Source organism: Peterkaempfera podocarpi (genome assembly GCF_042466665.1).
GTDB lineage: Bacteria > Actinomycetota > Actinomycetes > Streptomycetales > Streptomycetaceae > Peterkaempfera > Peterkaempfera podocarpi.
The window spans coordinates 5,685,169-5,701,030 of record NZ_CP162102.1; the positions used below are offsets into that span (position 1 = coordinate 5,685,169).

Consider the following 15,862-nt stretch of genomic DNA (forward strand, 5'->3'; position numbering starts at 1 on the left):
GTCATGCTCGCGTCGAGCATGCTGGTCGGGGAAGCCTTGCTTTTGCCGGTGCAGCGGCGGCCGACGACGGCCAGGGTGGTGCGAACGTCGCCGTGCTGGGCGGGATCATCCACGGCGGCCAGGTCGACATCCTTGACGGTTCGGGCCACGTGGTGGAGCGGCCCACCGGCGGCACCATCCAGCTCAAGCTGAAGGATGCGACGCTCGAGACCTACTGCATCGACATCCACAACCCGACGCGTGGCGGCACCGAGTACAACGAGACCGACTGGGACCACTCGGTCCTGTCGGGCAAGAAGGAGCAGCTGGGCAAGATCCGCTGGATCCTTCAGCACGCCTACCCGGTCGTGGACCCCGCGACCCTGGGCGGGAAGGCCGGCGTCACGCTGAACGACGACACCGCCGCCGCCGCCACCCAGGCTGCCATCTGGCACTTCTCGGACGGCGTGGACGCCCACCCGGAGAACGGGAACGCCGACAAGGTGACCCAGTGGCTGGAGGCCCAGGCCGACCAGAACGGCGGGGCCGACGAGCCGCTGCCCTCGCTCCAGCTGAGCCCGGACAGCGTCTCCGGCAACAGCGGTGAGAAGGTCGGCCCGATCACTGTCAGCACCAGCGCCGACAAGGTCGCCCTGGACCTGGACGCCGCGGCCAAGGCTGCCGGCGTCACCCTGGTGAACGAGAGCGGCCAGGCCGCCACCTCGGCCGCCAACGGCGACAAGCTCTTCTTCGATGTGCCGGCCGCCGCCCCCAAGGGCGAGGGCACCATCACGGCGTCCACCACGACGCAGATCGAGGTCGGCCGGGTCTTCGGCCCGGTGGACAAGAAGAGCCAGACCCTGATCCTGGCCGGCTCCTCCTCGGTGCCGGTGACCGCCTCTGCGACCGGCGCCTGGGCGCCCAAGGCGCACCAGGGCCCCATCCCCGCCGTGACCTTCGAGAAGGACTGCACGGCCGGGGGCGTCCAGGTGACCGCCACCAACAGCGGTGACGAGGACTTCACCTTCACCCTGAACGGCGAGACCCACACCGTTCAGCCGGGCAAGTCCGAGACCGTCCTGGTCAAGGTCGCCGAGGACCAGCAGTACGACATCAAGATCGAGGGTCCGGCCGGTTACGGCCCCTGGGAGACCAGCGGCGTCCTGGACTGCCAGACCGCCACCACCACGGGCGGCACGACCGGCGGGAGCACGCCCAGCGCCTCCCCGAGCGTCTCGCCCAGCGCCTCCCCGACCACGGCCACCACGGCTGGCGGGACCACCGGCACCACCACCGGTGGCGGCCTGGCCGAGACCGGTAGCAGCAGCGCCACCCCGGTGATCGCGGGTATCGCCGCGGCGCTCGTGGTGATCGGCGGCGGCGTGGTGTTCTTCCTCCGCAAGCGCCGTTCGACCCCGTCCGCCTGATCCAGGACGCGGTCGGCAGCAAGCAGTACCGCCCGGACCCGGCTCCCGTTCACGGGGGCCGGGTCCCGGCGTGCGGGGTGGCCCTCAAGGTTGCGGCACAATGGAGGGTCGTAACCCCTGTAAGTCCAATCCCGACGACGCCGGAGCGATTTCCCTTGGCTGAGTTCATCTACACCATGCGCAAGGTGCGCAAGGCGCACGGCGACAAGGTCATCCTTGACGACGTGACGCTCAGCTTCCTGCCGGGAGCGAAGATCGGCGTCGTGGGTCCCAACGGCGCCGGTAAGTCGACGGTGCTGAAGATGATGGCAGGCCTGGAGCAGCCCTCCAACGGCGATGCCTTCCTCTCGCCCGGCTTCACCGTCGGCATGCTCCTGCAGGAGCCCCCGCTCGACGACTCCAAGACCGTGCTGGAGAACGTCCAGGACGGCGTCAAGGAGATCAAGGCCAAGCTCGACCGGTTCAACGAGATCGCCGAGCTGATGGCCACCGATTACTCGGACGCGCTGCTCGACGAGATGGGCAAGCTCCAGGAGCAGCTGGACCACGCCAACGCCTGGGACCTGGACGCCCAGCTGGAGCAGGCCATGGACGCCCTGGGCTGCCCGCCCGGCGACTGGCCGGTGGTCAACCTCTCCGGTGGTGAGAAGCGCCGCGTCGCGCTCTGCAAGCTGCTGCTGGAGGCCCCCGACCTGCTGCTGCTGGACGAGCCCACCAACCACCTGGACGCCGAGTCCGTGCAGTGGCTGGAGCAGCACCTGGAGAAGTACGCCGGCACCGTTGTCGCGGTCACCCACGACCGGTACTTCCTGGACAACGTGGCCGAGTGGATCCTGGAGCTCGACCGCGGCCGCGCCTACCCCTACGAGGGCAACTACTCCACCTACCTGGAGACCAAGCAGTCCCGGCTCAAGGTCGAGGGCCAGAAGGACGCCAAGCGCGCGCCAAGCGGCTCAAGGAAGAGCTGGAGTGGGTCCGCTCCAACGCCAAGGGCCGCCAGGCCAAGTCCAAGGCCCGCCTCGCCCGCTACGAGGAGATGGCTGCCGAGGCCGAGAAGATGCGGAAGCTGGACTTCGAGGAGATCCAGATTCCGCCGGGTCCCCGCCTGGGCGGCGTGGTGGTCGAGGTCAAGAACCTCAACAAGGCCTTCGGCGACAAGGTGCTGATCGACGACCTGTCGTTCACCCTGCCCCGCAACGGCATCGTCGGCATCATCGGCCCCAACGGCGCCGGCAAGACCACGCTCTTCAAGATGATCACCGGCGAGGAGTCCCCGGACTCGGGCGAGATCAAGGTCGGCGAGACCGTCAAGATCTCCTATGTCGACCAGAACCGCGGCGGGATCGACCCCAAGAAGACCCTCTGGGCCGTGGTCTCCGACGAGCTGGACTACATCAACGTCGGCCAGGTCGAGATGCCGTCGCGGGCGTATGTGTCCGCGTTCGGCTTCAAGGGCCCGGACCAGCAGAAGCCCGCCGGGGTGCTCTCCGGCGGTGAGCGCAACCGGCTCAACCTGGCGCTCACCCTCAAGCAGGGCGGCAACCTGCTGCTGCTCGACGAGCCCACCAACGACCTCGACGTGGAGACCCTCTCCTCGCTGGAGAACGCGCTGCTGGAGTTCCCCGGCTGCGCCGTGGTGGTCTCCCACGACCGCTGGTTCCTGGACCGGGTGGCCACCCACATCCTCGCCTACGAGGGTGACAGCAAGTGGTTCTGGTTCGAGGGCAACTTCGAGTCCTACGAGAAGAACAAGGTCGACCGGCTCGGCGCCGAGGCAGCCCGGCCGCACCGCGCCACCTACAAGAAGCTCACCCGCGGCTGACGCCGCCAGGGCCCGGCGGACCGCCCCAGGGCGGTCCGCCGGGCCGCGTCGGCAGCACCACATCGCAGAACTCAGGAGAGCACCCCGCGTGGCACGCCACATCTACGCCTGCCCGATGCGCTGGTCCGACATGGACGCCTTCGGCCATGTGAACAACGTCGTCTTCCTGCGCTATCTCGAGGAGGCGCGGGTGGACTTCATGTTCAACCGGGCCGCCGAGGCCGGGGCCGGCGAGTTCGCGGGCGGCTCGGTGGTGGCCCGCCATGAGATCGACTATCTGCGACCGCTGGTCCACCGGCCCGAGCCGGTCACCGTGGAGACCTGGGTGACCCGGGTGAGTGCGGCCTCCCTGACGGTCCGCTACGAGATCAAGGACACCGACGAGGAGGGGCGCGAGACGGTGTACGTCAAGGCCTCCACCGTGGTGGTCCCCTATGACCTGGCGGCCGGCCGGCCGCGCCGGATCTCGCCGGTGGAGCGCGCCTTCCTGAACCGCTACACGGACGGCCCGGACGACGCCGCATCCGGCGCCGGGGCCGCCCCTGCCGCCAAGGCCGCAACCGCAGCCGGCGCCGCCACGGCCGCCAAGGCCGCGACTGCCGCCGACAGCGGCACCCGGGCCGAGGAGGCGGCGGCCTGAGCACCGCATCGGCCATGACCACCCTCCGCCTCGCCGACCCCGGGGAGGCCGCCGACCTGGCGTCCTTCCTGAGCCGGCTGCTCCGCTACGACCGGGCTGCCGCCGTGCGCCTCCAGGCCGCCCCGGCGGCCGCCGCCGAGGGCGGTGTGCTCGCCGTCTTCGGCCGGCTGCCGCTTGGCGGTTCGGGTGTGGTGGCGGTACGCACGGCCCGGCTCGGTGAGCAGCGGACGACACCGCTGGACGCCACGGTCTCCGCGGGTCAGCTGCTGGAGGCCCTGGACGAGCAGGCTGCCGCACTCGGTGTCCCGCCCATGGTCACCGGTCCCGCCTGGACCGGGATGCTGCCGCCCCGCAGCGGCTGGCGCCCGCTGGGCGCCCTTCCCGGGGCGCCGGTCGTGGCGGCGGTCGCCGGAGCAGTCGCCGAATTCCGCACCCGCAGCGAGGCGATGCCCGTGGAGGACCGCACCCGGGCTGTGCTGGACGCCCTGGCGGACGAGATCTGGTCCCGGCCGGTGGACACCGCCGCCAGGCTCCCGCTGCGTGCTGTGCACGCCGCGCAGGTGCTGGGCTTCCTGCGGCCGGGGGCCGAGCTGTCGGTGTTCCAGGCCGGTGGATGGCTGCGTCTGAGCTGTCCGCACGGTTCGGTGGCGCTGCGCCGTACGGCGGCGCCCGGCAGCGGACTGGGGCTGACCCCGCTGTCCTGAGGCAGTACCCGTCGGCAGCGCCCGGGCGGCAGCACCTGTCGGCTGGGCCCGTCGGCCGTGCCCGACCGGGCAGGGCGGTGGGCCCTCGCTGGTCTCCCCGGTGCGGACGACGGCGGACGACGGCGAACGACGGCGGACGGACGGCCCGGCCGGTGGTTCAGTCGGCAGTGTTGATCATGGATGCGGCGGCATAGGTGAGGTAGTCCCACAGCTGGCGCTCATGGTCGGGGCTGAGCCCGAGGTCGTCCACCGCTGAGCGCATATGGCGCAGCCAGGCGTCATGGGCGGACCGGTCCACCCGGAAGGGCACATGGCGCATCCGCAGCCGGGGGTGGCCGCGGTTGTCGCTGTAGCTGCGGGGCCCGCCCCAGTACTGCATCAGGAAGAGGGTGAGCCGCTCCTCGGCCGGCCCGAGGTCCTCCTCCGGGTACATCGGCCGCAGCAGGGGGTCCTCGGCGACTCCCTGGTAGAAGCGGTGCACAAGACGGCGGAAGACGTCCTCGCCGCCGACCGCGTCGTAGAAGGTCTCCTCGCTGGTGGCGCCGCGCCCGATCTCAGTCACCCCACCATGGTCGCAGAAGCCGCGGGTGGGCCGGGAGGGGCTCCCCTCCCGGCCCACCCGCGGACTGTCAGGCCTCGTCCCAGTCGAAGAACCGCCAGGCGATCGCGGTCACCACGGCGGCGAAGAGCAGCAGGCCGCCCATGGTGGGCAGAGCGTCGCCGAGGCCGCCGCCACGGGTGAGAACGCTCTGGGTGGCCGTGACCAGGTGGCGCAGCGGCATCACCTCGGAGACCGTCCGCAGCCAGGAGGGGGCGCCGTCCAGGGGGAAGAACGACCCGGAGAGGAAGGACATCGGCAGCACGATGATCTGTGCCAGGCCGTTGGCGGCCTCCTCGGTCTTGGCGATCGAGCCGACCAGCAGGCCGATCGACATAAAGGCGATGGTGCCGCAGATGACCATGGGGATGGTCAGCCACCAGTTGCCGGTGAGCTTCAGCCCGAAGGCCGGAGTGGAGGCCACCAGTACGAAGATCGCCGTCTGGATGAGCGCGGTGAGGACGCTGACGCCCACCCGGGAGGCCACGATGGAGCCCACGCTCACCGGGGCCAGCCGCAGCCGGCGCAGCAGCCGCTTGCGGCGCCAGGTGACCAGCGTCAGCGCGGCGCTGAAGACGGCACCGGTGGCGATGGCCCAGCCCAGCAGGCCTGGGGTGAGGTACTGGATCGGCTTGACCGACTGGTCCTCCACCTGCGCCGACTTCAGGGTGTAGGCCGGGGGCTTGCCGGTGGCGGCCTGGTTGGCCTGCTGGACGACCGAGTTGATGACGCCCTGGACGGTGCCCGCGCGGACCTGGTCGGCGGCGCTGAAGCGCAGCACCACGGTGCCGGACCCGTCCTGCTCCACCAGCGCGTCCAGGTCGCCCTTGCGGACCTTGGCCAGTGCGGCGGCCTCGTCGGTCTCCTTGGAGACGGTGAGCACCTTGTCCAGCTCGGTCCGGGCCTGGCCCTGCACCGAGTCCAGTACGGCCACGGAGCCGACCTGGGCGACCTTGACGTGCGCGGTGGTGGCGCTCTTGAAGAGGGTGCCGAAGAGCAGCAGGAACATCAGCGGGAAGAGGACCACGAAGAAGAGCGCCGACCGGTCCCGCAGAAAGGTGACGATCATCACTCGGGAGAGGCTGCGGAAGGCGCTGACGCCCCCGCCTGCGGCCGGGCGGTCCGTACCCGGGGCGGGACGCCGCGGGCGGGCCCCTGCCTGGGCGGGGACCCCCTCGTGGGCCGGGGCTGATTCGGCCGGCGCGGAGGGCGTGCCCTCGGCCGGGGCCTCGGTGGATGTCTGGTCCCCGCTCACGCCCGGTACTCCCGTCCGGTCAGGTGGAGGAAGACGTCCTCCAGGGTGGCGCCGCGCACCTCGAGGCCGCGAAGTGCGCCCTGGTCGGCGAGGACGGACAGCACGGGGGCGGGCGCACGGGTCGCGACGGACAGCGACACCCCGTCGTCCTCCACGGCGGTGCTCTCGGCTCCGGCCGCGGTCAGCAGTTCCCGTACGGCATCCGCGGTGACCAGGCCGGACTCCACGCTGACCCGTACCGTCTCGTCCAGTTCGCGGACCAGGGCGGCCGGGGCGCCGGTCTTCAGCACCTTGCCGTGGTCCATGACGGAGACCCGGTCGCAGAGGATCTCGGCCTCGTCCAGGTAGTGCGTGGTGAGCACCACAGTGCGGCCCTCGGCGTTGATGTCGCGCAGCAGGTCCCACAGATTGCGGCGGGCCTGCGGGTCGAGACCGGTGGTGGGCTCGTCCAGGAAGACCAGCTCCGGGTCGTGGACCAGTGCGCAGGCGATGGAGAGCCGCTGGGCCTGGCCGCCCGAGAGCTTCTCGGCGCGCACCGCGGCGAGCTCGGTGAGGCCGACCCGCTCCAGCATGGCGTCGGCATTCCTGGTGCCGATCCCGTAGAGGGAGGCGAAGGTGTGGATGGTCTCCCGGGCGGTGAGCCGGTCGAAGAAGGCGGAGGCCTGGAACTGCACCCCGATCCGGGGCAGCAGGTGCGGATTGCGCGGCCAGGGGTTCATCCCCAGCAGTTCGATGTGTCCCTCGTCGGGTTCACGGATGCCCTCGAGGATCTCGAGAGTGGTCGTCTTGCCGGCCCCGTTCGGCCCCAGGATGCCGTAGAACTCGCCCGTCTCGACGGTGAGTGCCACCCCGTCGACGGCCTGGATGTCCCCGTACCGCTTCCGGATTCCCTCGGCGGCTATAGCAGCTGTCATGAGCCACACCTTAGGGATCAAAGGTGGTCAAGAGGGCTACTTGAGCAGACTCTGTGGGTCTCGTTCAGGCAAAGCACCCGCCCGTCCCCCGGCCGGAACCGCTACCGGCGGGGGACGACGGGGACGACGGTGTCGACGGGGACAGCGGGTCAGGCGCGGTGGACGGTGATGGTGGTCCAGGCGCCGACATGCACCCGGTCGCCGTCGTTGAGCGGGACGCCGGTGTGCGGGGCTATCGGGTCGGGGGAGCCGTTGACGGTGGTGCCGTTGGTGGAGTCCTGGTCGACCACGATCCAGTTGCCGTCGGGCTGCTCCTGGAGCAGGGCGTGCTGGTGCGAGGCGCCCGGGTCCTCCGGGGGCACCGAGAGGTCGATCTCGGGCACCGTGCCCCGCTGCTGGCTGCGGCGGCCGATCCGCAGCTGGCCGCGGCCGGTCATCGGGATGCGGCGCTCGGGGCAGTAGGGCGGGAAGTAGAGCCCCTGGGCCTCGGGGCCGCTGCGGGCCATCATCTGGGTGAAGTACTCGCGGTCCGCGCTGACCACGGCCACCCAGGTGGCCCGGACCGGCGGGGGCTCGGGCGCCGGGGGCGTGGCGGACTGGGACGGCGGGGTGAGGCGGAAGTCGGTGTCGAAGCCGCCGTACGAGGGCTGGGGCGCGGACATCGGCGGTCCGGACATCGGCGGTCCGGACATCGGCGGTCCGGACATCGGCGGTCCGGACATCGGCGGCGCGGACATCGGCGGTGCGGACATCGGCGGTGCGGACTGCTGCGGAGCGGGGGCGTAGGTGCCGAAGAGGTCAGCCGCCGGTGCGGACGGCGCAGGTGCCGGTGCGGACGGCTGGGGGTAGCCGTAGCTCTGCTGCTGCGGGGGCTGGTGGCCGATGCCGCGGGAGGGGGCGGACAGGTCGTAGTCGTAGCCGCACTCCTCGCAGTACCGACCGGTCTGCGGGGTGCGGCAGATCGGGCAGGTGGCGAGGGCGTCGGTGGTCTCGGGCTCGGAGAAGGGCGGCGGCGCCATCCCGGCGGGCGCCATCCCGGGGCGTGCCATCCCGGGGGACTGGATCCCCTGCGGCGCCACTCCCTGCGGGGCCAGGCCGGGAGGCGCGCCGTAGGAGGGGGCCGGGTTGTGCCCGCTCATCGGGAAGCCGCAGACGTCGCACCAGTCCTCGGCCTGTGAGTCATGGCCCCTTGGGCAGATCGGCATCAGTGCCCCCCACTACTTCTTCACGCGTACGGTCTTCGTGGAGCGGGTCTCAAGGGTCATCTCGTCGGCCTCGCTCACATGCTTGCGAAACCGAACGGTACCTTCCTTCGGGTCGACGACGTCGACCACCTTCTGCAGCAGTCTGAAGGTGTCCTCGTTGCCCGAGGCGTGGGCCAGGCGAACTGCCTTGCCCAGCTTGGCGGTTGCCTGGTCGATGTCGCCACTGCGGTGCGCCTCCAGGCCCAGCTGGATGGATTCGGCCAGCTCGGCCTGGCCGGTGTAGTGGGCGACCTGGGGGCTGATCCGGGTGGAGGAGGCCAGGTCGTCGGTCCAGATGGCCTTGACCAGCCCTTGGGAAAGCACCTCTGCGGTGCCGTCCGGACGGGTCAGCACCAGGCTGACCCGGGCGGCCAGCATCTCGCTGCCGACCGCGGCGGCGGGCACCCGGAGGCACAGGTGGTAGTCGCGGCTCTCGTCGCCCCAGGACCCGGTCGGATAGTCGCCGGCCCTGGGGCCGGCCTCGGTGCGGCGCTCGGTGAGGTCGGCGACGGCGGGGGCGACCTGTTTGACGAAGCCGACGGTGGCGTGCTGCGGGGTCCACACCCGCAGACCGACATCGGCCACCCCCTTGCCCATGGCGTCCGCCATCATGGCCCGGAAGTCGTCGGCGAGGCCCTCCGGGTCGGCGACGATGTCCACGGTGCCGAGCAGCGCGGTGGAGACCCGGCGCAGCTCCGCCACCTCCCAGTCGGTGCCGACGCCCCGGCAGTCGCAGGTGAAGTGGCCGGAGACGGCGTCCAGGGCGGCGGTGAGCGCCTCGGGCTTCTCATGCTCGTTGCGGCCGTCGGTGAGCAGGATGCCGTGCCGGATGGTGATGTCCCGGCGGGTGAGGAAGAGGCGGTCGGCCTTGCGCAGCCAGGTGCCGATGGCGGTGCCGCCGCCGGGGGTGAGACGGCGCAGCGCCTGCTTGGCGGCGTGCCGGGTAGCGGCGTCGGCGACGGCCAGGGTGCCGTCGCCGGGGTAGACCTCGCGGGCCTCGTGGGTGCCCGCGACCACGGCGAAGGCGACTCCGTCGCGCAGGGTGTCGATCGCGGTGGCGGTGGCCTCACGGGCGGCGCGTATCTTGCTGGACGGGTAGTCCATGGAGCCCGAGCAGTCGACCATGACGACCACCGCGGCCTCCGGCCCCTCCGTCCGGTCGGCGAGCGGGCGGCCGCCGGAGGTGCCGCCGCCGGTGGCGGTCGCCCGGACGATCGCGTCGACCTCGCGGGCGCCCTCGGAGAGGTACTCGTTCTGGAAGACGTCGACGGTGAAACTCGGCAGCTCGGGCTTGGTCAGCCTGGCCATCACCGGTGCTCCTGTCGGTCGGCGGGCAGCTCTGCGCCCGGAAGGTCGACCAAAGTGGGTGTGGGCTCCGCCTCGGGGCGGCGGGCCGGGGCCGGGGGGAACGGCAGCACGGCGACGGTGATGTTGTCGTGGCCGCCGCGGGAGAGCGCGAACCGGACCAGCTGCCGGGCTGCGGACAGCGGCTCGGTGCGGGCGTCGTCGGGGACGATGTCGGCCAGGTCGGTGGCGGCCTCGGCGTAGTTCCACAGGCCGTCGGTGCAGACCAGCACCACCCCGGGGACATGGGGGGTGAAGGCGACCGTGTGCGGGTCCACCTCGGCGGCGTCGGCGCCGAGCCAGCCGGTGATGGCATGGGCACGGGGGTCCGCGTACGCCTCGGCCTCGCCCATCAGCCCGGCGGACACCATTCGGGCGGCCCAGGAGTCGTCCTCGGTGAGCCGGTAGGGCTCCGCGGCCTCCCGGTCGTCGGGGATCCAGTAGGCCCGGCTGTCGCCGATCCAGCCGATGGTGACCGCGCCGGCGGCGGCGACGGCGCTGACACAGGTGCAGGCGGGGGAGTTCTGGCCGGGGTCGGGTCCGTTGCCGTCGTGCGCGAGGGCGTCGACGGCGCGGGCCGCCTCCAGCAGGGCGTCGTGCATCGCCCGGGTCGGGTCGGTGCCCGCTTCGAGGGCCGTGAGCAGCGCCTCGGATGCGGCGTCCGCGCCGACCCGCGACGCCTCGTCGGGGCGGGTGGCGGAGGAGACCCCGTCGCAGACCACCGCGACCACGGCGGAGGTGCCGTCGGGGAGCGAGGTGGCGGCGATGGTGAAGGAGTCCTCGTTGCGGTGGTGGCGGACACCGCGGTCGCTGACGCCCGCGACGCCCTCCAGAGCACGCTCCATATGGTCGCGCGGCCGGGTCTGGGCGGCCCCGCAGGTGTCGCAGTAGCCGTCGGCCGAGACGCCGCCGCCGCACTGCACGCAGGGCCGGGCGCGCGGCCCGGTCCCGGTGGCGCCGGCCTCCGACCCCTCCTGGCCGTCCCCGTCCCCGTCCTCCTCGTCCTCGTCCTCGTCGTCATCGTCGAGGAGGAGGCGGGCCGGGGCGGCGAGGACGAAGTCCCCGGTGCCGCCCTGGGGGGCCGGGGCTGCGGCCAGATCGACTCCACAGGCGCCGCAGAACATGTCGTCGGGTTCCAGCGGCTCCGCGCAGGCGGGGCACACGGTCATCTGCGGCATCCCCTGTCACACCTCATTCGGGTCACACCCACGTCCTGGGCCTGGTTCGGTTGGCCCGCTCGACAAGGGCGAACCGGGTCTCCTGCCGGTCCGCCAGCCGGGCCAGCACCCGGTAGGAGTCTTCCAGGGCCCTGCGCAGTTCCCGTTCGGTGGCGGGATGCCCGAGCAGGGTGAGCGGATCCTGGTCCGGGGGTCCGGCGAGGACCCAGCCGAGCGCTGCGCCGAGCACCTCGACCCGCAGTTCCTCGCGGGGCCGGGCGTCCAGGTCGAGAGCGGTGAGCTGGTCGGCGCAGGCCTGGAGGTCGGCGGCGAGCGGTTCGGCGGGCGAGCGGTCCCGGATACGTGCCCTGATGGCGGCCGTCCGGGCGGCGGTGCAGTGGACGGAGGTCTCCGGCACGGACTCCAGGGTCTGTACGGCGCCGGCGCGGTCACCCGCGGCGAGCAGCACCCGCGCCAGCCCGAAGGCGGCGCTGACATAGGAGCGGTCGGTGCTCCAGACCAGGCGGTAGAACTCGGCGGCGTCGTCGGACCGGTCGAGCAGCTCCGAGCAGAGGCCGAGAGCCAGCTTGGGTGCGGCCTCGCCGGGGAAGGCGTCGTAGACCGCATCAAAGGCATGTGCGGCGTCCAGCAGTGACGTCTCGTCATTGGCCGCGGTGAGGGCCGCCAGCCCCCGGTACCAGACGGCCCGCCAGTCCTCGTCCAGGGAGGGCAGGACGGCGCGGGCGGCCACCGGGTCGCCCAGTTCGAGATGGGCGCGCAGCTCCCGCAGCCGCACCTCGGGTGAGGCGGCCGGGACCGAGTGCAGCGCGGCCAGCACCTCGGCGGGGGCGGTGGCGACCAGGGTGGTCAGCAGTCCCGCGTTGGGGTCCGCCGGGTCGGTACGGGGCAGCGGCAGGGCCAGTCCGGCCGTCCGGGCGTCCACCTCGGCCACCTGGGGCGGGCCCGCGGGGAGCGGGGTCGGCCGGGGGGCGCGGGCGCGGGGTGGCTGCGCCGCCGCCCCGGGTCGCACCACATGGGTGTCGGCGACCCGCAGTTCGGGGCCGAAGAGGGTGGAGGGGGCCGACCGCGGCCGGCCGTCGCCGAGGCTGAGCACCTCACGCAGCACACCGGTCAACTGCTCGGCCATCTCCTCGGCGGAGGCGAAGCGCTGTGCGGGGTCGGGGTCGGTGGCGCGCAGCAGCAGCCGGTGGAAGGACTCGTAGCGGGCGAACACCTCGACCTCGTCGGGGCCGGGGAGGGGTACCGGTGGGTGGTGGTGTAGCCGGCGAAGTCGAAGGTGAGGACGGCGAGGGTGCGCGCCACGGTGTAGAGGTCCGAGGCGGGGGAGGGCCCTTCGGTGGCGATCTCCGGTGCCTGGTAGCCGACCGTCCCGTAGATCGGGCCGTCGTCATCGGGGCGGCGGACGGCCCCCATGTCGATGATCTTGAGCGTGTCCTCGCTCTGGATCACATTGTCGACCTTGAAGTCGCAGTAGACCAGGCCGCGGTCGTGCAGATAGCCGAGCGCCGGCAGCGCCTCCAGGGCGAAGGCGATCGCCTGCTCCACGGGCAGCGGCTCACGCCGGCCGTCGGCGGTACGGCGGTTGTTGGCGATGTCCTTGAGGGACTGCCCGCCGACGTACTCCATCACGATGTAGCCGTCGACGGAGCCGGACCGGATGTCCGGGTGCTCCACGAAGTTGATGATGCGGACGATGCTGGGGTGGTCGACCTCGGCCAGGAAGCGGCGCTCGGCGATGGCCACCGCCAGGGCGTCCTCGTCGCCGGTGTCCAGCAGACCCTTGAGCACCACCCAGCGGTCGTTCACCCGCCGGTCGACCGCCAGGTAGATCCAGCCGAGACCGCCGTGCGCCAGGCAGCCCACCACGTCGTACTGGCCGCCGACCAGGTCCCCCCGGAACAGCTTGGGGGTGAAGGAGTAGGTGGTGCCGCACTTGGTGCAGAACCCCTCGGCGCGGCCCGGGCGGTCGCTCCGTCCCCGGCCGACGGGGGCCTCGCAGGTGCTGCAGTAGCGCTTGCGTTCGGGGACCTCGGGGTTCTCCAGCACCGCCGCCAGCGGATCGGGGCGGGGCACCGGGGGCACCGTCACCAGTCCGGCGCCCAGCCGGCCCCGGGTGCTGCCCGAGCCGCTGCCCCGGCTGGAGCGGACGGAGAGCAGGCGGCCGGAGCCGGTGCCTGCGGAGCGGACGGAGCGGCGCGAACGGGAGCTGCGGGTGACCGGGCCGGAGGACGGGCCGGAGGAGGAGGGGGCGGAGGCCGGGCCGGAGGAGGGGAGGGAGGTCGCGGTACGGGCCGAGGGGGCGCTGCGGGCCGGGGGCACGGGGGCCGCCGGCGGGGACGTCCTGGGCGCGGCCAGCCCGCACTGGGTGCAGTAGCCGTCCTCGTCCATCTCCCCGCCCTCGCAGTCCGACTGAGTGCACGGTGTGCCCATGGTCCCCCCTCGTCTGCCCTATTCCGCCGGGTGTCCGTCCGCGGCCGGCTCGGACACCGGCCGCAGTGCCTGCTGGTACCGGGCCACCGCCGAGTCGGCGGCCCGCAGATCGCAGGGCGCGCTCCAGAGCAGCCAGCGCGCCTTCTCGTACCGCTCGATGATCTCCGGGTCCTCGGACAGTCCGAGCCGGGCCGCCATCGCCTTGTAGGCGTCCAACCGGCCGCGCAGCTCGGCCCGGACGGCCAGCGGCCGGGTCACCGAGCCGAGCGAGTGCCGGGCCCGGAGCAGCTCCTTGGCCGCCGCGTCCTCCAGTGAGTCCAGCAGCGGTGCCAGCCGGTGCCACTGCCCGTGGTGGCGCAGCTCGGCCGCCCCGCTGATCCGCTCGCGCAGCGCGGACGCCGGGCCCGGCACCGCCGGCACCTCGGTCGCGGCTATCTTGGCGAGCACCTCGCCACGGGCCCGGCGGGCCTCGGCCAGGGTGGCGTCGGCCCGGGCCAGCAGTTCGCCGACCTGCTGGAGCCGCTCGTCGGCCTCGTCGCGGAGCCGCAGCAGCGCCTCCAACTCGACACGGAGGTCGTCCAGTTCGCGGGCGGCGCGGTCGAAGCGGCCGGTGTCCACGGTCCCGCCGACCGCCCTGCGGGGATCGTCGGCGGAACGGGCGCCGCCGGCGTTCCACAGCGACAGCGGATCGGAGACCACCTGGGCGCGCAGGTCGCCGAGTTCGGCGCCCAGCTGCCGCAGCGCGCCGCCGGCCGGATGGGTGTCCGGGTGCACGCCGACGGAGCGGGCCAGCGCCTGCACCCGGTGCAGCTCGGCGAGCAGCAGGTCTATCCGGGCAGGCAGTGCGGACCACACCGCGTCGGCCGCCGCCACCACGTCGATGACGGTGGCGTACCAGGTGTTCATCCGCTCGACCAGCTCACCGAGGGTCAGCTGCTCGCTCAGCCGGGCGGGACCGGCCAGGGTGCGGACGGCGTCCGGCACCTGGCTGCCCGCGACCGTGACCCCGGCGCCCCGGAGCAGTTCGGTCAGCTCCACCAGTTCCGCCTGGCCCGGCCGGGTGCGCCGGGAGCGCACCGCGCGGGCGGCGGCCAGCGCCTCGGCGTAGCGGTCGAAGAGCGACCAGAGCAGTGCGCCGCCCTGCTCGGCCACAGCCCAGCGTTCGGCGGTGCGCCCCGTCAGCTCGGCGCCGTCCAGCAGGCGGCGGCCGGGGTGGTCCTGGAGTGCCAGCAGTGCCGTCTCGATCGCGTCGCGTTCCGCGCCGAGCCGCACCAGGGCGCGGTCCACCTCCTCCCGGTTCATCACCGGGCCCGCAGGTCCCGTCAGCGCCATGCCCCGCCTTCCTCGTTCCGGTCCGGTCCTAGGGAAGGTACCGCGCCGCGGGCGGTTCGGCGGACCGGCCCAGGTACGGCTGGAGCCAGGTGCGGTAGCTGCGCTGCCAGGGACCGTTCCGGTAGTCGGTCAGCACCTGGTTGACCCGGGCCACCAGATCGGTGTCCCTGCGGTTCATCGCCACGCCGTACGGCTCCACGGTCAGCGGGTCGCCCACCAGCCTCAGCGTGGGGTCCTGGGCCAGCTGACCGGCCGCCAGGGCGTCGTCGGTCATGGTGGCGTCGACCCGGCCGAGCTGCATCAGGACCAGGCAGTCCAGTTGATTGCCCACCAGATGTACGGTGGCGCCGCGGGAGTCCCGCTTCAGCTCCTCCTGTGCGGTGGAGCCCTCGGCCGCGCAGACGGTACGCCCGTGCAGGGCCTGGTCCACGGTGCGGGCCGTGGAGGTGCCGGGGACGACCACCTGCTGGCCCGCCTGGAAGTAGGCGGTGGAGAAGGCGACGTCCCCCAGCCGTGCGCAGCTGATCGTCATGGTGCGGACGATCAGGTCGACCTGCCCCGACTGGACGGCCTCGATGCGCTTGGCCGTGGGCACGGACTTGAACTGCACCTTGTCCGGGTCGCCCAGGATCGCCTTGGCGATGGCATGCACCAGGTCGATGTCGAAGCCCTCGAAGCGGCCGCTGACCGGGTCGCGGTAGCCCCAGCGGTAGCTGTTCTGGTCGACGCCGGCGATCAGATGGCCGCGCTGGACGATCTGCCGGACCTTGGATCCGCTCTGGTCCGCCGAGGGCGGCACGCTGCGGGTCATGTTCTCCGGGGTGCAGTCGTCGGCCGCCGCGCGTACCGCTGTGGTGTGTCCGGCCGGTGCGGTCCGCGGCGTGGCGCGCGGCGGGGCCGACCCGCCGGCCGCGGCGACCGCCAGTGCCAGTGTGAGTGCCGCGGCCGCCGGCAGCAGCCGCCGGCCCGCTGTGCCCAGCGCCATCCCGTTCCCC

General features: G+C 72.7%; 11 protein-coding genes and 2 pseudogenes. 4 read left to right on the forward strand and 9 right to left on the reverse strand.

The window, feature by feature from the left end; all coding sequences use genetic code 11:
• The first annotated feature begins 92 nt into the window (after positions 1-92).
• From AB0761_RS25010 to AB0761_RS25025, 4 genes and pseudogenes are all read left to right on the forward strand, one after another.
• Entirely contained in the window at positions 93-1,406 is a 1,314-nt protein-coding gene (locus tag AB0761_RS25010) for a Cys-Gln thioester bond-forming surface protein (protein WP_377271399.1), read from the forward strand.
• 155 nt (positions 1,407-1,561) lie between these two features.
• A pseudogene (gene ettA, locus AB0761_RS25015) lies at positions 1,562-3,228 on the forward strand (energy-dependent translational throttle protein EttA).
• Positions 3,229-3,316: 88 nt separating this feature from the next.
• Positions 3,317-3,868 carry an acyl-CoA thioesterase gene (locus AB0761_RS25020; RefSeq protein WP_377271400.1) on the forward strand — a complete coding sequence of 184 codons (552 nt, stop codon included), beginning with the start codon at positions 3,317-3,319 and terminating at the stop codon, positions 3,866-3,868.
• Positions 3,869-3,882: 14 nt separating this feature from the next.
• Positions 3,883-4,572, forward strand: coding sequence for a hypothetical protein (locus tag AB0761_RS25025; protein WP_377271401.1), 690 nt, complete (start codon positions 3,883-3,885; stop codon positions 4,570-4,572).
• A gap of 157 nt (positions 4,573-4,729) precedes the next feature.
• Here AB0761_RS25025 and AB0761_RS25030 read toward each other — a convergent pair whose 3' ends face one another.
• From AB0761_RS25030 to AB0761_RS25070, 9 genes and pseudogenes are all read right to left on the reverse strand, one after another.
• Positions 4,730-5,134 (reverse strand): globin, encoded by a 405-nt coding sequence (locus AB0761_RS25030; RefSeq protein WP_377271402.1) that lies wholly within the window; start codon positions 5,132-5,134, stop codon positions 4,730-4,732.
• 67 nt (positions 5,135-5,201) lie between these two features.
• A complete protein-coding gene (locus AB0761_RS25035) occupies positions 5,202-6,425 on the reverse strand; it encodes an ABC transporter permease (protein WP_377271403.1) in 1,224 nt (407 codons plus the stop codon).
• Positions 6,422-7,339: an ATP-binding cassette domain-containing protein gene (locus AB0761_RS25040; RefSeq protein WP_377271404.1), complete on the reverse strand. Its 918-nt coding sequence runs from the start codon at positions 7,337-7,339 to the stop codon at positions 6,422-6,424. The genes AB0761_RS25035 and AB0761_RS25040 overlap by 4 nt, the downstream gene beginning before the upstream one ends.
• 149 nt (positions 7,340-7,488) lie before the next feature.
• Positions 7,489-8,544 (reverse strand): FHA domain-containing protein, encoded by a 1,056-nt coding sequence (locus tag AB0761_RS25045; RefSeq protein ID WP_377271405.1) that lies wholly within the window; start codon positions 8,542-8,544, stop codon positions 7,489-7,491.
• A 12-nt stretch (positions 8,545-8,556) separates the two neighbouring features.
• Positions 8,557-9,891: a VWA domain-containing protein gene (locus AB0761_RS25050; RefSeq protein WP_377271406.1), complete on the reverse strand. Its 1,335-nt coding sequence runs from the start codon at positions 9,889-9,891 to the stop codon at positions 8,557-8,559.
• The gene (locus AB0761_RS25055) at positions 9,891-11,105 is read right to left on the reverse strand and encodes a PP2C family serine/threonine-protein phosphatase (protein WP_377271407.1); all 1,215 of its coding nucleotides are present in this window, start codon (positions 11,103-11,105) and stop codon (positions 9,891-9,893) included. Before AB0761_RS25055 ends, AB0761_RS25050 begins: the two co-directional genes overlap by 1 nt.
• A gap of 22 nt (positions 11,106-11,127) precedes the next feature.
• Positions 11,128-13,535: pseudogene (locus AB0761_RS25060) on the reverse strand (tetratricopeptide repeat protein).
• Positions 13,536-13,553: 18 nt separating this feature from the next.
• On the reverse strand, positions 13,554-14,867 hold the full coding sequence (locus AB0761_RS25065) for a hypothetical protein (protein WP_377271408.1): 1,314 nt from the start codon (positions 14,865-14,867) through the stop codon (positions 13,554-13,556).
• 28 nt (positions 14,868-14,895) lie between these two features.
• Positions 14,896-15,852, reverse strand: a complete 957-nt coding sequence (locus AB0761_RS25070; protein ID WP_377271409.1) for a glutamate ABC transporter substrate-binding protein — start codon at positions 15,850-15,852, stop codon at positions 14,896-14,898.
• Positions 15,853-15,862 lie beyond the last annotated feature (10 nt).

Coding starts and splice junctions, on each gene's coding strand:
- AB0761_RS25065 (WP_377271408.1), bottom strand. CDS start 14,867: ATGGCGCTGACGGGACCTGCGGGCCCGGTGATGAACCGGGAGGAGGTG.
- AB0761_RS25070 (WP_377271409.1), bottom strand. CDS start 15,852: ATGGCGCTGGGCACAGCGGGCCGGCGGCTGCTGCCGGCGGCCGCGGCA.
- AB0761_RS25040 (WP_377271404.1), bottom strand. CDS start 7,339: ATGACAGCTGCTATAGCCGCCGAGGGAATCCGGAAGCGGTACGGGGAC.
- AB0761_RS25055 (WP_377271407.1), bottom strand. CDS start 11,105: ATGCCGCAGATGACCGTGTGCCCCGCCTGCGCGGAGCCGCTGGAACCC.
- AB0761_RS25050 (WP_377271406.1), bottom strand. CDS start 9,891: ATGGCCAGGCTGACCAAGCCCGAGCTGCCGAGTTTCACCGTCGACGTC.
- AB0761_RS25025 (WP_377271401.1), top strand. CDS start 3,883: ATGACCACCCTCCGCCTCGCCGACCCCGGGGAGGCCGCCGACCTGGCG.
- AB0761_RS25045 (WP_377271405.1), bottom strand. CDS start 8,544: ATGCCGATCTGCCCAAGGGGCCATGACTCACAGGCCGAGGACTGGTGC.